23 protein-coding genes and 1 rRNA gene are annotated in these 17620 nt (G+C 38.7%); 1 reads left to right on the top strand and 23 read right to left on the bottom strand.

Going from position 1 to position 17620, the window contains the following annotated elements; genetic code table 11:
• Window positions 1-113 precede the first annotated feature (113 nt).
• From spoVG to metG, 11 genes are all read right to left on the bottom strand, one after another.
• A complete protein-coding gene (gene spoVG, locus ACFQRG_RS17535; protein WP_380968490.1) occupies window positions 114-404 on the bottom strand; it encodes a septation regulator SpoVG in 291 nt (96 codons plus the stop codon).
• 120 nt (window positions 405-524) lie between these two features.
• On the bottom strand, window positions 525-899 hold the full coding sequence (locus ACFQRG_RS17530; protein ID WP_380968488.1) for a RidA family protein: 375 nt from the start codon (window positions 897-899) through the stop codon (window positions 525-527).
• Between the two features lie 31 nt (window positions 900-930).
• The gene (purR, locus tag ACFQRG_RS17525; RefSeq protein ID WP_380968486.1) at window positions 931-1755 is read right to left on the bottom strand and encodes a pur operon repressor; all 825 of its coding nucleotides are present in this window, start codon (window positions 1753-1755) and stop codon (window positions 931-933) included.
• Between the two features lie 102 nt (window positions 1756-1857).
• A complete protein-coding gene (gene ispE, locus ACFQRG_RS17520) occupies window positions 1858-2727 on the bottom strand; it encodes a 4-(cytidine 5'-diphospho)-2-C-methyl-D-erythritol kinase (protein WP_380968483.1) in 870 nt (289 codons plus the stop codon).
• A gap of 82 nt (window positions 2728-2809) precedes the next feature.
• Window positions 2810-2992, bottom strand: coding sequence for a small, acid-soluble spore protein, alpha/beta type (locus ACFQRG_RS17515; RefSeq protein WP_380968481.1), 183 nt, complete (start codon window positions 2990-2992; stop codon window positions 2810-2812).
• A gap of 400 nt (window positions 2993-3392) precedes the next feature.
• Entirely contained in the window at window positions 3393-3650 is a 258-nt protein-coding gene (gene veg, locus ACFQRG_RS17510; protein ID WP_380968479.1) for a biofilm formation stimulator Veg, read from the bottom strand.
• Between the two features lie 173 nt (window positions 3651-3823).
• Entirely contained in the window at window positions 3824-4690 is an 867-nt protein-coding gene (gene yabG / locus ACFQRG_RS17505; protein WP_380968477.1) for a sporulation peptidase YabG, read from the bottom strand.
• A gap of 90 nt (window positions 4691-4780) precedes the next feature.
• A complete protein-coding gene (rsmA, locus tag ACFQRG_RS17500; RefSeq protein ID WP_380968475.1) occupies window positions 4781-5653 on the bottom strand; it encodes a 16S rRNA (adenine(1518)-N(6)/adenine(1519)-N(6))-dimethyltransferase RsmA in 873 nt (290 codons plus the stop codon).
• Complete coding sequence (gene rnmV, locus ACFQRG_RS17495; RefSeq protein WP_380968473.1) at window positions 5646-6218, bottom strand: ribonuclease M5; 573 nt, start codon at window positions 6216-6218, stop codon at window positions 5646-5648. The genes rsmA and rnmV overlap by 8 nt, the downstream gene beginning before the upstream one ends.
• 75 nt (window positions 6219-6293) lie before the next feature.
• A complete protein-coding gene (locus ACFQRG_RS17490) occupies window positions 6294-7067 on the bottom strand; it encodes a TatD family hydrolase (protein WP_380968470.1) in 774 nt (257 codons plus the stop codon).
• A gap of 33 nt (window positions 7068-7100) precedes the next feature.
• Window positions 7101-9068, bottom strand: a complete 1968-nt coding sequence (gene metG, locus ACFQRG_RS17485; RefSeq protein ID WP_380968468.1) for a methionine--tRNA ligase — start codon at window positions 9066-9068, stop codon at window positions 7101-7103.
• A 397-nt stretch (window positions 9069-9465) separates the two neighbouring features.
• On the opposite strand from metG, the gene ACFQRG_RS17480 reads away from it, so the two are divergent.
• Window positions 9466-9744 (top strand): AbrB/MazE/SpoVT family DNA-binding domain-containing protein, encoded by a 279-nt coding sequence (locus ACFQRG_RS17480; protein ID WP_380968465.1) that lies wholly within the window; start codon window positions 9466-9468, stop codon window positions 9742-9744.
• A gap of 41 nt (window positions 9745-9785) precedes the next feature.
• Here ACFQRG_RS17480 and rsmI read toward each other — a convergent pair whose 3' ends face one another.
• The 12 genes from rsmI to rrf form a co-directional block, all read right to left on the bottom strand.
• On the bottom strand, window positions 9786-10658 hold the full coding sequence (rsmI, locus tag ACFQRG_RS17475; protein WP_380968463.1) for a 16S rRNA (cytidine(1402)-2'-O)-methyltransferase: 873 nt from the start codon (window positions 10656-10658) through the stop codon (window positions 9786-9788).
• Window positions 10630-10920, bottom strand: a complete 291-nt coding sequence (locus ACFQRG_RS17470; protein WP_380968460.1) for a GIY-YIG nuclease family protein — start codon at window positions 10918-10920, stop codon at window positions 10630-10632. Before ACFQRG_RS17470 ends, rsmI begins: the two co-directional genes overlap by 29 nt.
• Window positions 10907-11644, bottom strand: coding sequence for a tRNA1(Val) (adenine(37)-N6)-methyltransferase (locus ACFQRG_RS17465; RefSeq protein WP_380968458.1), 738 nt, complete (start codon window positions 11642-11644; stop codon window positions 10907-10909). The genes ACFQRG_RS17470 and ACFQRG_RS17465 overlap by 14 nt, the downstream gene beginning before the upstream one ends.
• An 86-nt stretch (window positions 11645-11730) precedes the next feature.
• The gene (gene yabA, locus ACFQRG_RS17460; RefSeq protein WP_380968456.1) at window positions 11731-12090 is read right to left on the bottom strand and encodes a DNA replication initiation control protein YabA; all 360 of its coding nucleotides are present in this window, start codon (window positions 12088-12090) and stop codon (window positions 11731-11733) included.
• Window positions 12091-12104: 14 nt separating this feature from the next.
• Complete coding sequence (locus ACFQRG_RS17455) at window positions 12105-12935, bottom strand: PSP1 domain-containing protein (RefSeq protein WP_380968454.1); 831 nt, start codon at window positions 12933-12935, stop codon at window positions 12105-12107.
• Complete coding sequence (holB, locus tag ACFQRG_RS17450) at window positions 12925-13932, bottom strand: DNA polymerase III subunit delta' (protein WP_380968452.1); 1008 nt, start codon at window positions 13930-13932, stop codon at window positions 12925-12927. The genes ACFQRG_RS17455 and holB overlap by 11 nt, the downstream gene beginning before the upstream one ends.
• Window positions 13933-13946: 14 nt before the next feature.
• Complete coding sequence (locus tag ACFQRG_RS17445; RefSeq protein WP_380968450.1) at window positions 13947-14387, bottom strand: YaaR family protein; 441 nt, start codon at window positions 14385-14387, stop codon at window positions 13947-13949.
• Between the two features lie 70 nt (window positions 14388-14457).
• Window positions 14458-14787, bottom strand: coding sequence for a cyclic-di-AMP receptor (locus ACFQRG_RS17440; protein WP_380968448.1), 330 nt, complete (start codon window positions 14785-14787; stop codon window positions 14458-14460).
• A gap of 12 nt (window positions 14788-14799) precedes the next feature.
• A complete protein-coding gene (gene tmk, locus ACFQRG_RS17435) occupies window positions 14800-15450 on the bottom strand; it encodes a dTMP kinase (protein ID WP_380968446.1) in 651 nt (216 codons plus the stop codon).
• A 26-nt stretch (window positions 15451-15476) separates the two neighbouring features.
• Window positions 15477-16916: an aminotransferase class I/II-fold pyridoxal phosphate-dependent enzyme gene (locus ACFQRG_RS17430; RefSeq protein WP_380968443.1), complete on the bottom strand. Its 1440-nt coding sequence runs from the start codon at window positions 16914-16916 to the stop codon at window positions 15477-15479.
• A 129-nt stretch (window positions 16917-17045) separates the two neighbouring features.
• A complete protein-coding gene (locus ACFQRG_RS17425; RefSeq protein WP_380968440.1) occupies window positions 17046-17264 on the bottom strand; it encodes a sigma factor G inhibitor Gin in 219 nt (72 codons plus the stop codon).
• A 230-nt stretch (window positions 17265-17494) separates the two neighbouring features.
• Window positions 17495-17610 (bottom strand): 5S ribosomal RNA (gene rrf, locus ACFQRG_RS17420).
• Window positions 17611-17620 lie beyond the last annotated feature (10 nt).

Genomic DNA, 17620 nt, shown 5'->3' with positions numbered 1-17620 from the left:
ATACCTTTTCATCCATTATGACTATAGCTTAAAAAAAGTGTTTTTTCAAGAAAACACAAAGAAGAGAAAGGAACCTAACTTTGAAATTAGGTTCCTTTCCCTTCTTTTTAAACTTATGATGCGCCAGCTTCTTCGTAAGCGGATTCAACTTCACCTACACGCTGGTATTCTTCCAATACCGCCGTTTGTATCTTTTCACGGGTACTCGACGTGATTGGGTGGGCTATATCTCGAAACTCACCATCCGGTGTCCTCTTGCTAGGCATAGCAACAAACATTCCGTTGTTCCCGTCAATAACACGAATATCATGGACAACAAATTCGTTGTCAATCGTGATTGAAGCAATTGCCTTCATACGCCCATCTGTATTTACGCGACGTAACCTTACATCTGTCACTTCCATTTTTAGGCACCACCTTTTACCATAAATAAGAGACTATACAATCATTCAACAAAAAGTGGCTAAATCCTTCAACAAAATGAAAAAAGTCAAAATTTTTATGATAGATGTATATCTTTTGTCCTATTTCACTAGAGCTATAACTTCCATCTCGACTTTTACATCTTTAGGAAGCCGGGAAACTTCAACACATGAACGGGCAGGAAGATGGTTATCAAAATATGTACCATAAATGTCATTAATTTTTGGAAAGTCATTCATATCTTTAATAAACAATGTTGTCTTTATAACCGTTTCTAATGAGGCCCCTGCACTTTCCAAAACAGCCTTGATATTCGAAAAGACTTGATGAACTTGTTCTTCTAGATTTTCACTCACAAGTTCTCCATTTGGACGGAGAGGGATTTGCCCTGAGCTGTAAAAAATATTATTAACTATTACTCCTTGGGAATACGGGCCAATAGCAGCCGGTGCAAGATCAGTATGGGTTTTTTTCATGATAATTCCTCCTTGTAAAGTTGTTTTTGAACTAGCATTCGTAGTATTGAAAATAGTTGCCTTGTTCAATAATAAATTGTTCTTCTTGTTCTGTCATTGACAGTTTTAAAAGCGATAAATAATTATCTACGAGCTTTGGCTCTTCACTCTTCGTCTCAACAAGAACAGCCATTCCGGCAACTTCGGCATCAAACTCTTTAAGTAAATTCGCCATACCCTTCATCGTTCCTCCAGCCTTCATAAAATCGTCAATAATTAAGACTCTGGAACCCGGTGTTAAGCTTCTTCTCGGCAATACCATTGTTTGTATACGTTTGGATGAACCGGAAACGTAATTGATACTCACCGTAGAACCTTCTGTAACTTTGATGCTTCTCCGGACGATGATCACCGGAACGTTGAGTTGAGAAGCTGCCGCAAATGCTAAAGGAATACCTTTAGTTTCCATAGTCATCACAACATCAATTGAATGATTTGAATAAACGGAAGCAATCATTCTGCCGATTTCATTAATGTACGAGGGCTGTCCAAGGATGTCTGTCATATATAGATAACCGCCTGGCAACAAACGGTCTGATTGAGATAATTGTTCACTTAACAATCGTAAAAAGGCTTCAGCATCATCCCTTTTCATAAACGGAATGTATTTAACACCGCCGGAAGCTCCGGCAATCGTTTCTAATCGTCCGATGCCTTGAGATTCAAAATTATCTTTAACGATGCCTAAATCTTCACTAATGGATGATTTTGCGGAAGCATAACGATCTGAAAAATATGAAAGCGAAACAATTTGATGCGGGTGTTGCAGTAAATAGCCGGTCATATCAATTAACCTGCTGCTTCGCTTGAGTTTCATTTTAATCCTCCAAACCAAGTGTTACTTACAGAGGATATTCATAAAGATTTTCTCCTCACTCCGAACACGTACTTAAGATAAATCTTACACCTACAAAATTGTTTATTCAAGCGGTTCTCTCCCGCGGCATAAATGGACCGCATAGACATGAGGGCAATATCCTTTTAAACTGTTATAAATTCTTTGCATCCTTGATTCATACCGTGTTAAACCAAATACTGTAGGGCCGCTGCCGCTCATTAATACTCCGTCTGCACCCATTCTTTTCATATGTGCTTTAATCTGGCTGACTTCCTGTACTTTTGAAAGCGTTACTGATTCCAGTGTGTTGCCTAATAAGGCACATATTTGAAAGTAATCCTGATTTTCTATAGCTTGAACCATTGCCTGAACATCCGGATGCGGGGCATTGTTTAATGACAATGATTGATAAATTTCAGCAGTTGATACAGACACGGGAGGTTTAGCTAATATCACCCAACATGGCGGCGGTGACGCTATCGGTATTAATTTTTCTCCCCTTCCTTTTGCTATTGCCGTTCCCCCTATAATACAAAAAGGTACATCTGAACCAACTTCCTCACCAATAGCCATCATCTCTTCAACTGACATTTTAAGATTCCACATTTTATTTAAGGCCCGAATGGTGGCTGCTGCATCACTGCTTCCTCCCGCCAATCCTGCTGCTACAGGTATTTCCTTTAGAATATTAATTAAAACCCCTTGATGAATGTTATACTTTTGTTTAATAAGTTTAGCAGCCTGATAAGCAAAGTTTCTTGCATCCTCCGGAACAAAGGAGGCGGAAGAATTAATTTTTATTTGATCAGTATCTAACGCTGTACACTCTATCCTGTCAGACAAATCAATGGTGGTCATAACCATGTTTACTTCATGGAAGCCGTCGTTTCTTTTTCTAATTACATCCAGAGATAGATTAATTTTTGCTGGCGCCCTTTCAATGACTTTCACATTTGTCCCCCGCTTCAAATAAATTTCCTTATATTAATATAAAAAATAAAAAGCCGGAGCACAAGGCTCCGGCTGCTCAACATTATTTATTAGAATCCCTTAGCATTTGTTCTTCTGCCATTTCGATGGCTCTTTTAACCATGTTACCAGCGTCACGTGCCCGAATACCGCCCCAACCTTCCTTTTGAACGGTATCATAAAAACCGAGCTCTTTCGCTATTTCTTCTTTCAACTCATCGGACATAATGCTGCGGCGTCTGCTCACGGCAAGCCAGCCTCCTTTAATGTTGAGCATTTTTATTATTTGAAGGGAGGTGCTTTAATATGAATGGCTTTTTTAGCCAGGTTATAAAAAAAGCAATATTTACGAGAAGTGTAGGTGGTGCTCCTTCGCCGATGCTAATTCAGAGAAGTATGGCCACTTCTCGTCGCAACTCGTAGTAGTTCGAGATGTAACGCTCGTTCCTGCGCCGTCGCTTATTCAAGGAAGTGTCTCCAACTTCTCGTCGCAGTTATTAATGATGCCTTTTCGAAGAAGCAAAAAAACAGCAAGAGGGCTTTTACTGGCCGCTTGCTCCTGCGCCGTCGCCTATTCATTGAGGCTGCTCCACTTCTCGTCGCAGTTATAAGAATGTTATTTCAGACAGCAAAAAAGCAGCAAGTTTTTACTGCCCGCTTGCTGCTGCTTCTTCTAGAAATGTTATTTCAACTGTTTCAGTCAAGACATCTGTATAGCTGTATGAAACTCTTTCATACGCGTTAGAGTCTTGATCCAGCTTAATAATGAACACAGATGGATAGGTTTCTTCCAATACACCCTCACGTTGAATCGTCTTCCGTCTGCCCCCATTCGCCTTTAAAGCTAAACGTTTTCCGACTCTTTCATCTAAAGCGCACTTGATATCTTTAATGGTTTTTCCCATTTGAACAATCCACCTCGCTTAACCAAATTATAACATTGATCATACCAAATGTCAAATAAGAGCAAAAAAGAGAAAATTATATCAAGAAATTAGATATCTTGTCAATTTTTATTGCTGTTAATGTTGATAGTATGTGCATAGTCTTACATAAATATGTAATGTTATTTCATTTTTTATTGAGATGGCGGATACGGCATTCCTGTTCTTAACAACCCCCGTGTCTCTACACCTCCTAAACCATCGGAGCCGGATAACGTATTTCTCAAAACATCCCAAACATTGACATGATCCATAAAGGATGTAAAACTGATTTTGGAAACGAGATAAACCGGATCCAGAGCATGGATATTAATCCTAGTTGGTGAACTGGCGAAGTTTGCCCCGGCTCGAATAAGCATTTCGAAATGAGACTGGCATGCGCCGGCAAAAATGACCAATTGATCCAGATGGGGGAATAGAAAACGGACTTCTTTAACCGTTCGTATAAAGTGTCCCGAATGCCGGTAAGCTTTTATGTCATCCTCTGTCCCTTTACTCTTCATATAGGCATCATGACCGGTTAATACAAGAATATCCGGGTGTATTTGCTGTACCAATTGCGGTACTTTCTCAGGCATTACCTCTTCTTTCATGTATTTTCCAAGAACCGGAACCCCGAGTTTTTCATAGACACGCAAGCACTTCTTTAAATAGTGAGGATCGCCGTCAATATGAAGAACCCGACCAGGCATTTCAAAATAGGCTGTATGTGCGCGATAGCCATTTGTCGAGGTATACTCTCTTTTAAGCTTAAGTTTTTGATAATCTTGTCGAAATAAACGATAAGAATGATCTTCAAGTTGACGTTTCTTTTTTTCGTAAAGCAAGCGTTCATCCTCTGTTATTAATGTTAAATCACTAAGAGGCGCATCAGCATATAAGCGAAGGTCTTCTCCTGATAATTCCGCTGTCTCCTTTTCCGGATTAATTTTAACAACACGAAAGCAGATATCGCACTTGTAAGACAATCGTCCTACCATATCTCCAACAGTGATCTTCATGGTTATCCTCCTCACATATACTGAGGCAGCGCAAGATAAGGGCCTTAATACCAACATATGCAGGGGATTGGAAAATCATGATCATTTCCTTTAACGCAACTTGATCAATGCATCGCTGAGCTTGGCGAATTCCTCAATGGAAAGCGTTTCTCCTCTTCTTTTCGGATCTATATTAATCACTGATAATGCTTTTATTAACGCTTCCTTTTTGTCTTTTGTAAAAAGGTTGTTGAGAAGATTGTTCATCAGTGTTTTTCTTCTTTGCGCAAAGCTTGCCCGGACAACTTTAAAGAAAAAGTCTTCATCTTCAACGTCCACCTTTTTTTGTTTGCGAATATTTAAGCGAATGACTGAGGAATCAACATTAGGCTGGGGAACAAAAACGGTTTTTGGCACTGTCATAACCACTTTAGGATCACTGAGATATTGTACGGCAATAGATAATGATCCATAACTTTTTTCACAAGGTTCCGCTTCCAGACGGTCAGCAACTTCCTTTTGAATCATCACAACAATACCCCTGATTGGAAGTTTCTCTGTTAACAGCTTCATAAGGATTGGTGTTGTGACATAATACGGAAGATTAGCGACCACCATAATATCGTTATTATCCGGGAATTCCATTTCAATTATTTTTTTTAAATCTGCTTTTAAAATATCTTCGTAATAGACTTTAACGTTATCCTTATCTTTTAACGTTTCTGCCAAGATGGGTTTTAGACGCTGATCAATTTCAAATGCAACGACCTTATCTGCTTCATCTGCCAAAAATTGAGTCAGCGCCCCGGCGCCCGGCCCTATTTCAATAACACCGCTGTAAGGCGATAAATCTGCTGATGAAACAATTTTTTTTAAAATATTTTCGTCAATAAGAAAGTTTTGTCCTAAACTCTTTTTAAAAGAAAACTGGTGCTTTTTTATAATATCTGAGGTTTTACGCGGGTTAGAGATTTTATTATCCATGTTGTTCCTCCTCAAAAATCCTTTGCATCACATCTATAAATTCTTGCTTTGTAATTTGGAACATTTTTAAGCGTTTATAAAGCTGTTTGCCATTTGTATAACCAATCTTCAGTGCTTCACCAAGTTTTTCGCGCCGGCTTCTTGCATAAGAGCCGCCCGTTAATCCATATTCCCGCAACATGCTTTGGGAAATATGTTCCGGCTGCTCCTCCGCCTCGGTATATACCTTTGATAATGCTTCAATAATCGCATCCCGAGAGGCATGTTCAATACCTAAACTGCAATTTTCCCCGCCAAAAGCTTCCTTTCTTGTTAAAAAGGCATGCTTACAGCCGGGAACCTTTTGACTAATAGTTTTTCTGATTTTCTCTCCTGGGAAATCCGGGTCCGTAAAAATAATAACCCCGCGCTTTTGCTGGGCATGAGCAATGGCTCTAATAACACTTGAATTAACTGCCGAACCATTTGTTTCAATAGTATCTGCTTGAACTGCGTTATTTATTGCTAGTGTATCGCTTTTGCCTTCAACTACAATGATTTCTTTAATATGCATAGACGCCTCCAAACACTAATGTGTAACGGGCGGTATGACCCATTTTAACAAATGAGAAATGACCGCCCGTAAGGAACAATTTAGTACTTATATTTTTTTAATACCAAAGCATCGTTTGGCATTGTCAGTTGTTAATTTTGCTAAATCCTCAAAAGACATCCCTTTTAATTCAGCAATTTTTTCAGCAACCAGCCTTACCCGGGCAGGTTCATTTCTTTTCCCGCGATAAGGATGCGGACTTAAATAAGGGCAATCTGTTTCAACAAGTAATTTATCATCAGGGACTTTGACAGCAACTTCCTTTGGAAGATGGGCATTTTTGAACGTCACCGGACCGCCGAACGAGATATAAAAATTCATGTCAAGGCATTGCTTGGCCGCTTCCCAGTCTGCGCTGAAGCAGTGCATAATACCGCCAATTTCTTCCGCGTTCTCTTCTTTCAATATTTGAATGATATCATCTGTCGCTTCACGGTTATGGATGATAATTGGCAATTTAACCCGCTTAGCCAAGTCAATTTGCCTTCTGAAGACATCCTTTTGAATATCCTTTGGAGACTTATCCCAATGATAATCCAAGCCCATCTCCCCTAGTGCAACAACTTTGGGATGGCTTGATAATTCCTCAATCCACTGCAAATCCTGGTCCCTCATATCAATTGCATCAACAGGGTGCCAGCCTACAGAGCCATAGATATGGTCGTATTCATCAATGATTTTAATAGCATCTGTAATGGTTGGCTGATCAAAACCGACAACCAGCATGTTAGACACGCCAGCCTCTTTCGCCCTTTTCAACACATCATCAAAATCATCCTTAAAATCAGCTGCATTTATATGTGTATGTGTATCAAATAACATTTCATTCCTCCTTGATGAACCATAACAAAGCAACTATTTAACTTTAGCCCCGTTCGGTACGGAAGGATCAATGGTCACCACTTTTAAGACACCGTTTTCCTCTCCTGATAATATCATGCCTTCTGACAATTCCCCTCTTAATTTCACAGGCTTTAAGTTTGCTACAACGATAACTTTTTTCCCGACTAATTCTTCAGGTGTGTAGAATTTCGCGATCCCTGAAATAACTTGGCGCTTTTCATAACCAAGATCTAATTGGAACTTAAGCAATTTATCTGCCTTTTTTACTTTTTCTACATGAAGAACCTTTGCTACTCGAAGGTCAACCTTAGAGAAGTCGTCAATATTGATTTGATCTGTTTTTATACCGTTATCTTCTTTTTTACTTTCTTCAGCTTCATTAAAATCAGCTGCTTTCGGTCCTCTCATCAGGCTGACAATATGTTCTACTTCCTTTTCAACATCTAATCTTGGGAAAATAGGCTGGCCTTTGGTTACTGACCATTTCCCTTCGCTTAGACCAAATGTATGAACATGATTCCAATCCTTTAATTGTTCCTTCTCAATTCCTAACTGGTGAACAATTTTTTCCGGAGCTTCCGTTAAGAAAGGTTGGATCATAATAGCAATCGTTCTCAACGATTCAACAAGATGGGTCATGACCGACGCTAATTCATGACGTTTCGCTTCATCTTTTGCCAATACCCATGGCTCAGTTTCATCAATGTATTTATTTGTCCGGCTGACAAGCTGCCAAATTGTAGATAAGACGACAGAGAACTGAAGATTTTCCATTTCCTTTTCTATCTTATCAACGGTATCTTGGACAAAAGTTTGCAGGCTTTCGTCATAAGCAGTGACATGGCCCTGGTATGCCGGAACGGTACCATCAAAATATTTATTAATCATGGCGACTGTCCGATTTAAGAGATTTCCCAAGTCATTGGCCAAATCAAAATTAATTCTTTCAACAAAACTTTCCGGAGTGAAAACGCCATCGGAACCAAACGGCACTTCCCGCAGCAGGTAATACCTGAGCGCATCTAGCCCGTAACGGTCAATGAGCGATTCAGGATCTACGACATTCCCCTTCGACTTGGACATTTTGCCGTCTTTCATTAATAACCAGCCGTGGGCAAACACTTTCTTTGGTAAAGGAAGGTCCAATGCCATTAAAATAATCGGCCAATAGATCGTATGGAAGCGAACAATTTCTTTTCCCACTAAATGGACATCAGCCGGCCAGAACTTTTTGAACTTTTCATCATGGTCTGTTCCATAGCCTAGAGCAGTAATATAATTAGAAAGGGCATCAATCCAGACGTATACCACATGCTTCGGATTGTCCGGCACCTTGACTCCCCATTCAAATGCAGTTCTTGAAACAGCTAAATCCTCAAGTCCTGGCTTAATGAAGTTGTTTATCATTTCTTTTTTTCTTGATTCAGGCTGGATAAAGTCAGGATGGTCTTCATAATATTTCAGAAGACGATCGGCGTATTTACTCATTTTAAAGAAATAAGATTCCTCTTTCACCTTTTCAACGGGTCCGCCGCAATCCGGGCAATTGCCGTCCGCTAATTGAATTTCAGTAAAATATGATTCACATGATGTACAATACCAGCCTTCATATTCTCCTAAATAAATATCGCCTTGATCTAATAACTTCTTAAAGATCTTTTCAACAACCTTCTTATGACGCTCTTCTGTTGTCCTGATAAAGTCATCATTAGAAATGTCTAATTTACGCCATAGCGTTTGTATCCCTTCAGCCATTTTATCTACATAAGCTTGTGGTGATACACGTGCTTCCTCTGCCTTTCTTTGAATCTTTTGTCCATGCTCATCTGTACCTGTCAGATACATCACATCATAGCCCCGCAAACGCTTATAACGCGCCATAGCATCCCCGGCTGCCGTTGTATAAGCATGTCCAATATGTAATCTTCCGCTTGGATAATATATGGGTGTTGTAATATAAAACGATTGACGTTCTTCCACTTTTCCTGCCTCCTTAATTTAACAATAACTAGAGTTCTAATAGTATTTCAAAAAACGTCCGAGAGGCTTTAAAAACCTCTATCTCTTTCACAAAACTATACTAATGAGATTAATGAATGTCAAGAATTGCAAGGCTTTAAGCAACATGTCGAAACGTGTCAAACAACATAGAACAAACACTATTAAAAAAATACCATTATAATATCTAGTTAATCCATATTCCAAAAAGTAAAAAACTCATAAAATCTCCCATTTAGTAGTCCTTATGTCTTATATTATACCAATCTCTTAAAAACTTAATAGAAAAACATTGACGAGTTTCGGAAACATTGGTATTATAAGTAAAAATAAATTTTGTCGAATTATGACGGACTTTATCATTGGGAGGAGAATTCTCATGAAATCAACAGGAATTGTAAGAAAAGTTGACGAACTTGGCCGCGTAGTTATTCCTATTGAGTTACGGCGTACCCTAGGGATTAATGAAAAAGATGCCTTAGAAATTTATGTTGACGATGATAGAATTGTTCTTAAAAAATATAAACCTAGCATGACTTGTCAAATCACAGGAGATACTGACGAAAATAACCTCAGTATTGACGGCGGAAAACTGATCCTTAGCAAAGAAGGCGCTGAAGTCGTTCTTAAAGAAATCCAAGATTACCTTGGAAAATAAGTGTTAATTAATTGGGTGAGGAATATTCCTCACCCAATTTTTTATTTGATATGATAAGCTTGATAGACCTCACGCTTCGGGAGCTGCCTTTCTTTGGCTACCAATTTAATTGCTTCTTTACTCGGTTCATGCTTTACCTTAACATAATGGTCGACATGCTCTGCAATGGTTAAGTCGGCCCACCAATTTTCATCTGATTGGGAAGACTCACTTGCCCCTTCTATAATTAAGCAGCATTCCCCTTTAATAGGCTCATCATCAAGCCAATCTTTTAATTCTTCAACACTGCCCCTTACAAAGGTTTCAAATTTCTTGGTAAGCTCCCTTGCCAGCGCCATTTTTCTATTACCCAACACTTTTAATACCATATCCAGTGTATCTTTAACCCGATGCGGTGATTCATAAAAAATCATGCTGTAAGGATTTTTCTCAAGGTCCTGAAGAGCCTTTCTCTTTTCCTTATTCTGTCTTGGTAAAAATCCGTAAAATAAAAAATGGTCAGTCGGGAGTCCCGACGCAATCAAACCGGTAATTGCGGCGTTAGCCCCAGGCAAAGGAATGACAGGAATGTTATGGCTAATACATTGCACAACAAGCTCATAGCCCGGGTCAGAAATAGCCGGGGTGCCTGCATCTGTAACCAGGGCAATTTGAGATCCTTTTCTAAGTTCTTCAAGCAGCTTCTCTCCGCTTGCTTTTTTATTATGTTCATGATAACTCACCAAACGGACATGAATTTCAAAATGATTACAGAGCTTCATGGTTTGTCTTGTGTCCTCGGCGGCAATCATATCCGCTGATTTTAAAATATTTAAAGTACGGACTGTAATATCTTCTAAATTTCCAATGGGTGTAGGAACCAAATAAAGAACACCGCCTGTTTGGTTACTCTGAAAACTTTGTTGAATCCACATTATCCAGCTCGCCTCCTTCCACAAGCATTTCCTTTTCAGTTCTTGTTAATTGCTTGATGGCATATTCGCGTTTAAGCGCATCTGATTTGCTTTCATACTTTTCTTGATGAACCAATTTCAATGGCCTTCTCGAACGCGTGTATTTGGAAGCCTTGCCTTGTTCATGGGCAATCATCCTCCGGTCAATATTAACAGTATAGCCGGTATAATAGCTGCCATCAGCACATTCCAAAATATAAACGGTATATTTATCTTCGCCCATAATTCAATACATCCTCAGTATAATGCCCTTGTTCGTCATAAACATATACAGGCGGCAAAACTTTCAGGCCTTCTTTGCCGGCTTTTGTGCCTTCAATGAGTAAAATATTAGCCGGCTTTCCCTTTTTCGGATAAATGAACTGAATTCTTTTTGGTTCAAGATGATATTTGCGCATATACATCATAATGTCCATTAACCGTTCCGGCCGGTGGACAAAGGCTGCCTTCCCTTTTTGTTTTAGAAGCTGACTGGATACCGCGATAACTTCCTCCAACGTAATAAATATTTCATGACGGGCTATGGCCAAATGTTCATTTATATTGCGGTCACTGGCTTGATGCTTTGGAAAATAAGGAGGATTGCAAGTGACAATATCAAATTGGTGTTTTCCAAGCCTTTCGGGAGCATTTTTCACATCATCACAAAGAAACGAAATTTGCTGTTCCAAATGATTTAATAACGCACTCCTTTTTGCCATATCATGGAGTTTTGGCTGAAGTTCAATCCCCGTTATATGACCCTTAGTCCGCGTTGTTAACATTAACGGGATTGCGCCGTTACCTGTACATAGGTCAATTAACGAACCTTTCTGAATAGGTACATATACAAACTTCGCCAACAATACAGCGTCTAATGAAAAAGCAAAAACATCCTTACTTTGAATAACTTTTAAATTCGAATCAAATAAAACGTCAATTCGTTCATTATCTTCAAGGGTTACCATTCTTTTTTAAGTCATTCCTTTTTTGAACATTATTTTTGATTATGCCTTTACAAGACAAAAAAATTGCCTTTCCCTATTGGAAAGGCCTACTTCTTATTTAAAAAGGACAAACAAAATAAGCAATCTCCTTCTTTTCGAATACTGCCGTAGTGAAGATTACAGATATGAAACCCCTCTTGGTACAATCGCGCAAGATTATCATATCCTTCTCCAACTTCAGGTTCAACGACCTTATGATTAACCGATTTGCCTTTTTGTGATTCAGCTTTTTTCTCTTGCTGCAATGTTTCAATATGACGACGTAAATTGCGGTTCTCTATCGTCAAATGCTGATTTTCTTCTAAGAACTCTGCTAACTGAGCCTTTAAGTCCCCAAGCTCCGTATATAAGTGACCGATCTGTTCCTCTAAACGCAATACTTGTGAAAAAATGTCTTTCTTCTCCAAGTCCATCCACCTCATTATTTAGTGGCTTGTGAAGAGATGGCACCTTCTTCGATTAGCTCATCTAGTGTATACTCTATCACTTTTTCTTGTTCATCCAACTCAATTTGGACAAGCCGTTCTAAAATATTAAGTCCAACAACACGGCCTTTTCCATAATCAACGACAATATTTTCGCCGATATCCGGAAGTTCTTGTTTCGCGGTTTCATATTGATCGTTTTCGTACTTTAAGCAGCACATTAACCGTCCGCAGACCCCAGAAATCTTAGCTGGATTTAATGAAAGATTTTGGTCTTTTGCCATTTTTATCGAAACGGGTTCAAAATCTCCTAAAAAGGTCGAGCAACATAGCATTCTACCACACGGGCCGATCCCGCCAAGCATTTTGGCCTCATCTCTTACACCAATTTGCCTTAATTCTATTCTTGTTTTAAAAACAGCAGCTAAATCTTTGACCAATTCTCTAAAGTCAACACGTCCATCAGCTGTAAAGTAAAAAATAATTTTATTACGATCAAAAGTATACTCAACATCAACCAGCTTCATGTCTAATTGATGATCATTCACTTTTGCTAAACAAATGTCTAATGCTTCCTCGGCATCCGTACGGTTTTTCTCAACCTGAATCTTGTCATCCTCAGTCGCTACGCGGATGACCTTTTTTAAAGGGAGAACAACATCTTCTTCATCCACTGACTTTTTTTCAATGACGACTGTACCATACTCAATACCTCTGGTTGTTTCAACTATGACTGAAGCGTCTCCCGGAATATCAAATTCACCAGGATCAAAATAATATATTTTACCCGCTTTTTTAAAACGGACACCTACAATATCATACTGCATGATGAGATCCTCCTTGTAACCTGAGCACGAGCTGTTCCATAACACTTTGCAGATTAACATTTGCGCCCAGACGTTTCTTTGCAGCTAATACAGCTGTCATTCTTCCTGTAACCTGCTGCATCGAGGACTTTAACGCTTGGTTCTTTAATAAGTCTATCTGATCTATATAAACAATATCCTTCTCATTTTCCAAATGAATACTCAAGACATCTCGGAGCCAGTAAAGAATAAAATCAAGAGCTATGTCCATTTTACGAATATCATCAAAATGAGGTAAGAATTGATCATAGACCATAAGTAAAGGTGAATGGGATTTCCCCATTATGCCTTCCATTAATTGTATCACTAGTTGTCTTGCCTTAGCAAACCATTCATCGCCGCAATAATCTGCAGCTTCATCAATATCATTAGTTAAAGCAGCTCCAAGGTTTGCTAACGGTTCACTAATGCCTTTTCCCATTAATTGCTCTGCGATGCGTTCCTTAGACAATGGAATAAAGGTTAATACTTGACAGCGTGACACAATTGTATCCAATAATTGGTGGGCATGTTCAGTAATCAAAATAGCAATTGTCTGAGAGTAGGGTTCTTCAATAAATTTAAGAAGGCTGTTGGCAGCCTGGGTTGTTAATTTATCAGCCTCTTCAATAACAAAGAATTTCTTAATTGATTCTACACCGCGATAAGAGAACTCTTTAAGAAGATTTGATACCTGTTCCTTTTTGATGGATTGCCCGTCCGGCTTTACCCATACGAGATCTGGATGATTTCCTGATAAAATACGCCGGCAGTTGACACACTTTTGGCAGGGTTCAATATTCTCTCTATCTTTATTTTGGCAAAAATACGCTTGAGCTAACAAACTTGCTGCTTGCCGTTTTCCTGTTCCTTTAGGGCCTTCAAGAAGGTAAGCATGAGCCAGCTGCTCCCTTTTTAATGCATTTACTAAAATCCGGGAAACGGTCTTTTGCTGTTTGGAAAGGTCTTGGAATCCCATCTATTATCACACTTTCAAGTACATAAATTAATTAATAACCCCTTGATTTCACCTATTTTAGCCAAAAGGTCAATGGCGTCTCTTTCTTTATTTATAACATCATCAGTTAATTCTATTAGTTTTTTATCAATTTTTTGTACCAATGTTTGCATAGGCGCCGACGGTTGTTGCCAAGACCGGGATTGCTTCATTTCCATCCCGGTCCTAAGCGCCTCTCTAATAAATTGGTGAACGGCATTTTTATACAATTGTACATCTTTTATCGTTCGTGAGACAGCTAATCGTTTGGCTTGTCCTTCTGCTTTATTAAGAAGCTGCCCAAGGTAACCCTCTTGCAGCCGGGCTTGTTGACTTTTCATATCATTTTGGAACTGAATTGATGATTTGTCAGCCGCTTGCCGCTTTGGCTTCATTAACTCTCTTACTTGCTGTTCTTTTTGCACTTTTAAAGACATACCTTGCTCCCATTATTTTGTATCCAAAAGATTAAGACAAACATTGTTCAGCACACTTTGGAACTTTTTATTAAAAACGTTTAAATTCATCAACAGATAAAACAAAAACTGTCGCACCGCCGACTTCAACCTCAACAGGATGAGGAATAAAGGAATCGGCGTTGCCTCCCATTGGAGATACCGGAGCAACCAATTGTTCCCTGCTTTCACAATTCTCCCTGATAATATTTAAAAGGTCATCGACTTTATTATCTTCAACCCCAATTAAAAATGTTGTGTTTCCGGACCTTAGAAATCCGCCGGTACTTGCAAGCTTAGTCGCTTTAAAGCCCGCTTTTATAAGTGCCGATGACAATCTGTTGCTGTCCTTATCTTGTACAACTGCCATAATCAGTTTCATTTCTCATCACCTCTATTTAAAATATTTGTCTATCACTTGCATAACATCATTCTTGATATCTTCAAAAACTTGCTGTTCACTGCGATCACCATCTATAAAACAGATACGATGTTTATTTTCTCTATAGATATTCGAAAACCCTTCACGAACTTTACGATGGTAAACATTCTCTCTTTGTTCTATACGGTCAAGCCCTTCCTTGTATTCCATTTCCATCCGGCTCAACATTCTTTTTTTGGCATTTTCAGGTGAAATATCGAGTAAATAAGTTCTATCCGGTGTTAAACCTTCTGTCGCAAACTCGTTAATCTCTTTGACTGTTTGCAATGATACACCAAGTCCATATCCTTGATAAGCGATTGATGCATCTACGAACCGGTCACATAAAACAATTTTACCTGATTGCAGAGCGGGTTTAATTTTTTCTCTGACATGCTGCGCTCTTGAAGCCGCATAAAGCAAAATCTCCGTTGCACCGGTTAATTCATTATATGCAGGGTTAAGAATAATTGAGCGAATATCATCGCTGATTTTAGTACCGCCCGGCTCCCTTGTTAAAATATATGGAATCCCTTTTTCCTTTAAGTAATTTGCTAATTTTCGAATCTGTGTTGTTTTCCCTGAACCGTCAGGACCCTCGAATGTTATAAATAGACCTTTCACAAATCATTCTCCTTTAAGTCATGCCGTCAAAAATCGTAAACCTTAATTTTTCCCTTATACTGCAATGTTTCTCCGTTTTGAAAACGCGCGCCTGTAAGCCGCCATTGCTCGATTATTTTAATCGTTCTGCCCGTTAGTCTTTCGCCCTTTAAAACAATCGGGATGCCTGGCGGATAAGGAATGACGTCTTCTGCCGAGATACATTCTTCTGCCTCAGTTAAAGGGACTTCAATCATTTCGAGATTAATAATCTGATCATAATTTAAAGCTAATGATGAAATATTATCAGGTAAATACATTCTCTTATTCATTTGTTTATTTTTAATAGGCAAATCTTTTAATGCCCGCTTTAGTATTTTGGGTTCTATAGAATAATCTATTTGATCGCTGACAGCTAAGATGAACAGGACATGGTTTGGATCGGCAAGTTCAGGATAAATGCCGTGGGAGATCAATCTTTCCTGCATCATATAGCCGGAAATGTCAAAAGGGGCTTGCAATAAAATTTTAAAAGGGTCTTTAGTATAAAATTTGCCCTGGTCAGTTACCAGATTTATTTGCGGTATGTCTTGTAATTGGCATTCTAATTGTTTAATATTTGATAGTGTATTTTCCAGCATCTTTTCAGTGACACTAGCCAAATAATGCCTTGCCAAATCTAAAGAAGCCATAATTGGATAAGAAGGACTTGATGACTGCAGCATACTCAGATATTTTTCAACAGGAGCTGTCAAATCCTGCGAATCCTTATGAATGTGAAGAAATGACCCCATAGTCATGGCCGGAAGAGTTTTATGAGCCGAATGAACAACGATATCTGCCCCTAATTCTAATGTACTGACCGGTACTGGTTCTCCAAGTTTAAAATGGGCGCCATGTGCTTCATCAACTAATACTCTTAATCCCTTATCTTTGGCAATGCTTATCACTTCTTTATAATCAGCTGCCATCCCAAAGTAATTAGGATACGTTAAAATCAGCACTTTGGCATCGGAATACTTGTCCAGTGCTTCTAAAATGACCTTTTTATCTATACCAACCGGAATTTCCGTGTCTTCATCTATTTGCGGTGTCAGAAAAACAGGGTTAGCCTTTGATAATTGAATAGCATTAAAAATAGATTTATGAGAATTCCGCTGGACAAGTATCCGATCTCCGACATTGCACGCTGATAAAATCATTGTTAAATTGCCGACTGTTGATCCGTTGACCAGAAAATAGCTTTTCCCTGTTTGATAATAATCAGTCAATAATTTTTGTGCCTCTAAAATAGGACCCTGAGGTTGATATAAATCATCGAGGCCCTCCAGTTCAGTCCCGTCAATAGACAATATGTCCCGATATATGTTTTCCCCTTTTTGAGAAAAAACCAAACCATCTTTGTGTCCCGGAACATGGAAGGAAATTCGTTGTTTTTTTCGATAACTAAGCAATGCATCTAACAAAGGTGTTCTATTTTGATCCATAGTCCATTCCTTATCATATTTTACTCATTGATATTCATATTTTACTCATTGATATTCATATTTTATCATATGAAAGAGCATCCTTCACTTTGTCTATGTATATGTTTAAACAAAAAAGCAGGCATTTTATTAAGAATGCCTGCTTTTAACCGTGTCTTTAAGTGTTATACTTAATTTAGATAACTTTTTTAAAATATATTGGTATTTTATATCACTAACATCTGTTTCTATTATATGTTTTTGGCAAGAATCACAGATTAATTGATCACAAATATGAATGCCGCTTCTTTTTTGTTTTTCGCATATAATACACGTTTCCCCTGCATGCTTGTTCGTTAATATAGCCATGTCAATCCACCTCCATTAGTCATCCTTGCCCATATTTTTCAAAATTATTCATAGCCGCTTTATTTATAAAAAGAATTTTTATATTATATGGTTTTTTTATTTTGTTCGTGTTTGTCAACGAAAAAAAGAGATAGGCTCAAGATGGACCTGACTCATTCTAGAAAGAGTCAGAAGGGTTTGAAAGTTAAAATCAAAAAAAAAGAGCAGGTATTTTACCTGCTCTTTCATGTGCCTGGCAGCGTCCTACTCTCACAGGGGGAAGCCCCCAATTACCATCGGCGCTGAAGAGCTTAACGACCGTGTTCGGGATGGGAACGGGTGTGACCTCTTCGCCATTGCCGCCAGACTATTGGTTT

Origin of the sequence: Scopulibacillus cellulosilyticus (assembly GCF_042665295.1) — a bacterium.
Classification (GTDB): Bacteria; Bacillota; Bacilli; order Bacillales; family Sporolactobacillaceae; genus Scopulibacillus_A; species Scopulibacillus_A cellulosilyticus.
This window is presented reverse-complemented; position numbering and strand designations above follow the sequence as displayed.

Bases quoted from the DNA above. Each gene is read 5' to 3' on its own strand.
- rsmI (WP_380968463.1), bottom strand. From the start codon at position 10,658: ATGTGGATTCAACAAAGTTTTCAGAGTAACCAAACAGGCGGTGTTCTT.
- spoVG (WP_380968490.1), bottom strand. From the start codon at position 404: ATGGAAGTGACAGATGTAAGGTTACGTCGCGTAAATACAGATGGGCGT.
- veg (WP_380968479.1), bottom strand. From the start codon at position 3,650: ATGGGAAAAACCATTAAAGATATCAAGTGCGCTTTAGATGAAAGAGTC.
- ACFQRG_RS17440 (WP_380968448.1), bottom strand. From the start codon at position 14,787: ATGAAACTGATTATGGCAGTTGTACAAGATAAGGACAGCAACAGATTG.
- ACFQRG_RS17480 (WP_380968465.1), top strand. From the start codon at position 9,466: ATGAAATCAACAGGAATTGTAAGAAAAGTTGACGAACTTGGCCGCGTA.
- ACFQRG_RS17470 (WP_380968460.1), bottom strand. From the start codon at position 10,920: ATGGGCGAAGATAAATATACCGTTTATATTTTGGAATGTGCTGATGGC.
- ACFQRG_RS17425 (WP_380968440.1), bottom strand. From the start codon at position 17,264: ATGGCTATATTAACGAACAAGCATGCAGGGGAAACGTGTATTATATGC.
- ACFQRG_RS17445 (WP_380968450.1), bottom strand. From the start codon at position 14,387: ATGTCTTTAAAAGTGCAAAAAGAACAGCAAGTAAGAGAGTTAATGAAG.
- purR (WP_380968486.1), bottom strand. From the start codon at position 1,755: ATGAAACTCAAGCGAAGCAGCAGGTTAATTGATATGACCGGCTATTTA.
- ACFQRG_RS17430 (WP_380968443.1), bottom strand. From the start codon at position 16,916: ATGGATCAAAATAGAACACCTTTGTTAGATGCATTGCTTAGTTATCGA.
- ACFQRG_RS17530 (WP_380968488.1), bottom strand. From the start codon at position 899: ATGAAAAAAACCCATACTGATCTTGCACCGGCTGCTATTGGCCCGTAT.
- rsmA (WP_380968475.1), bottom strand. From the start codon at position 5,653: ATGGATAATAAAATCTCTAACCCGCGTAAAACCTCAGATATTATAAAA.
- ACFQRG_RS17490 (WP_380968470.1), bottom strand. From the start codon at position 7,067: ATGTTATTTGATACACATACACATATAAATGCAGCTGATTTTAAGGAT.
- holB (WP_380968452.1), bottom strand. From the start codon at position 13,932: ATGGGATTCCAAGACCTTTCCAAACAGCAAAAGACCGTTTCCCGGATT.
- ACFQRG_RS17455 (WP_380968454.1), bottom strand. From the start codon at position 12,935: ATGCAGTATGATATTGTAGGTGTCCGTTTTAAAAAAGCGGGTAAAATA.
- yabG (WP_380968477.1), bottom strand. From the start codon at position 4,690: ATGAAGATCACTGTTGGAGATATGGTAGGACGATTGTCTTACAAGTGC.
- ACFQRG_RS17465 (WP_380968458.1), bottom strand. From the start codon at position 11,644: ATGGTAACCCTTGAAGATAATGAACGAATTGACGTTTTATTTGATTCG.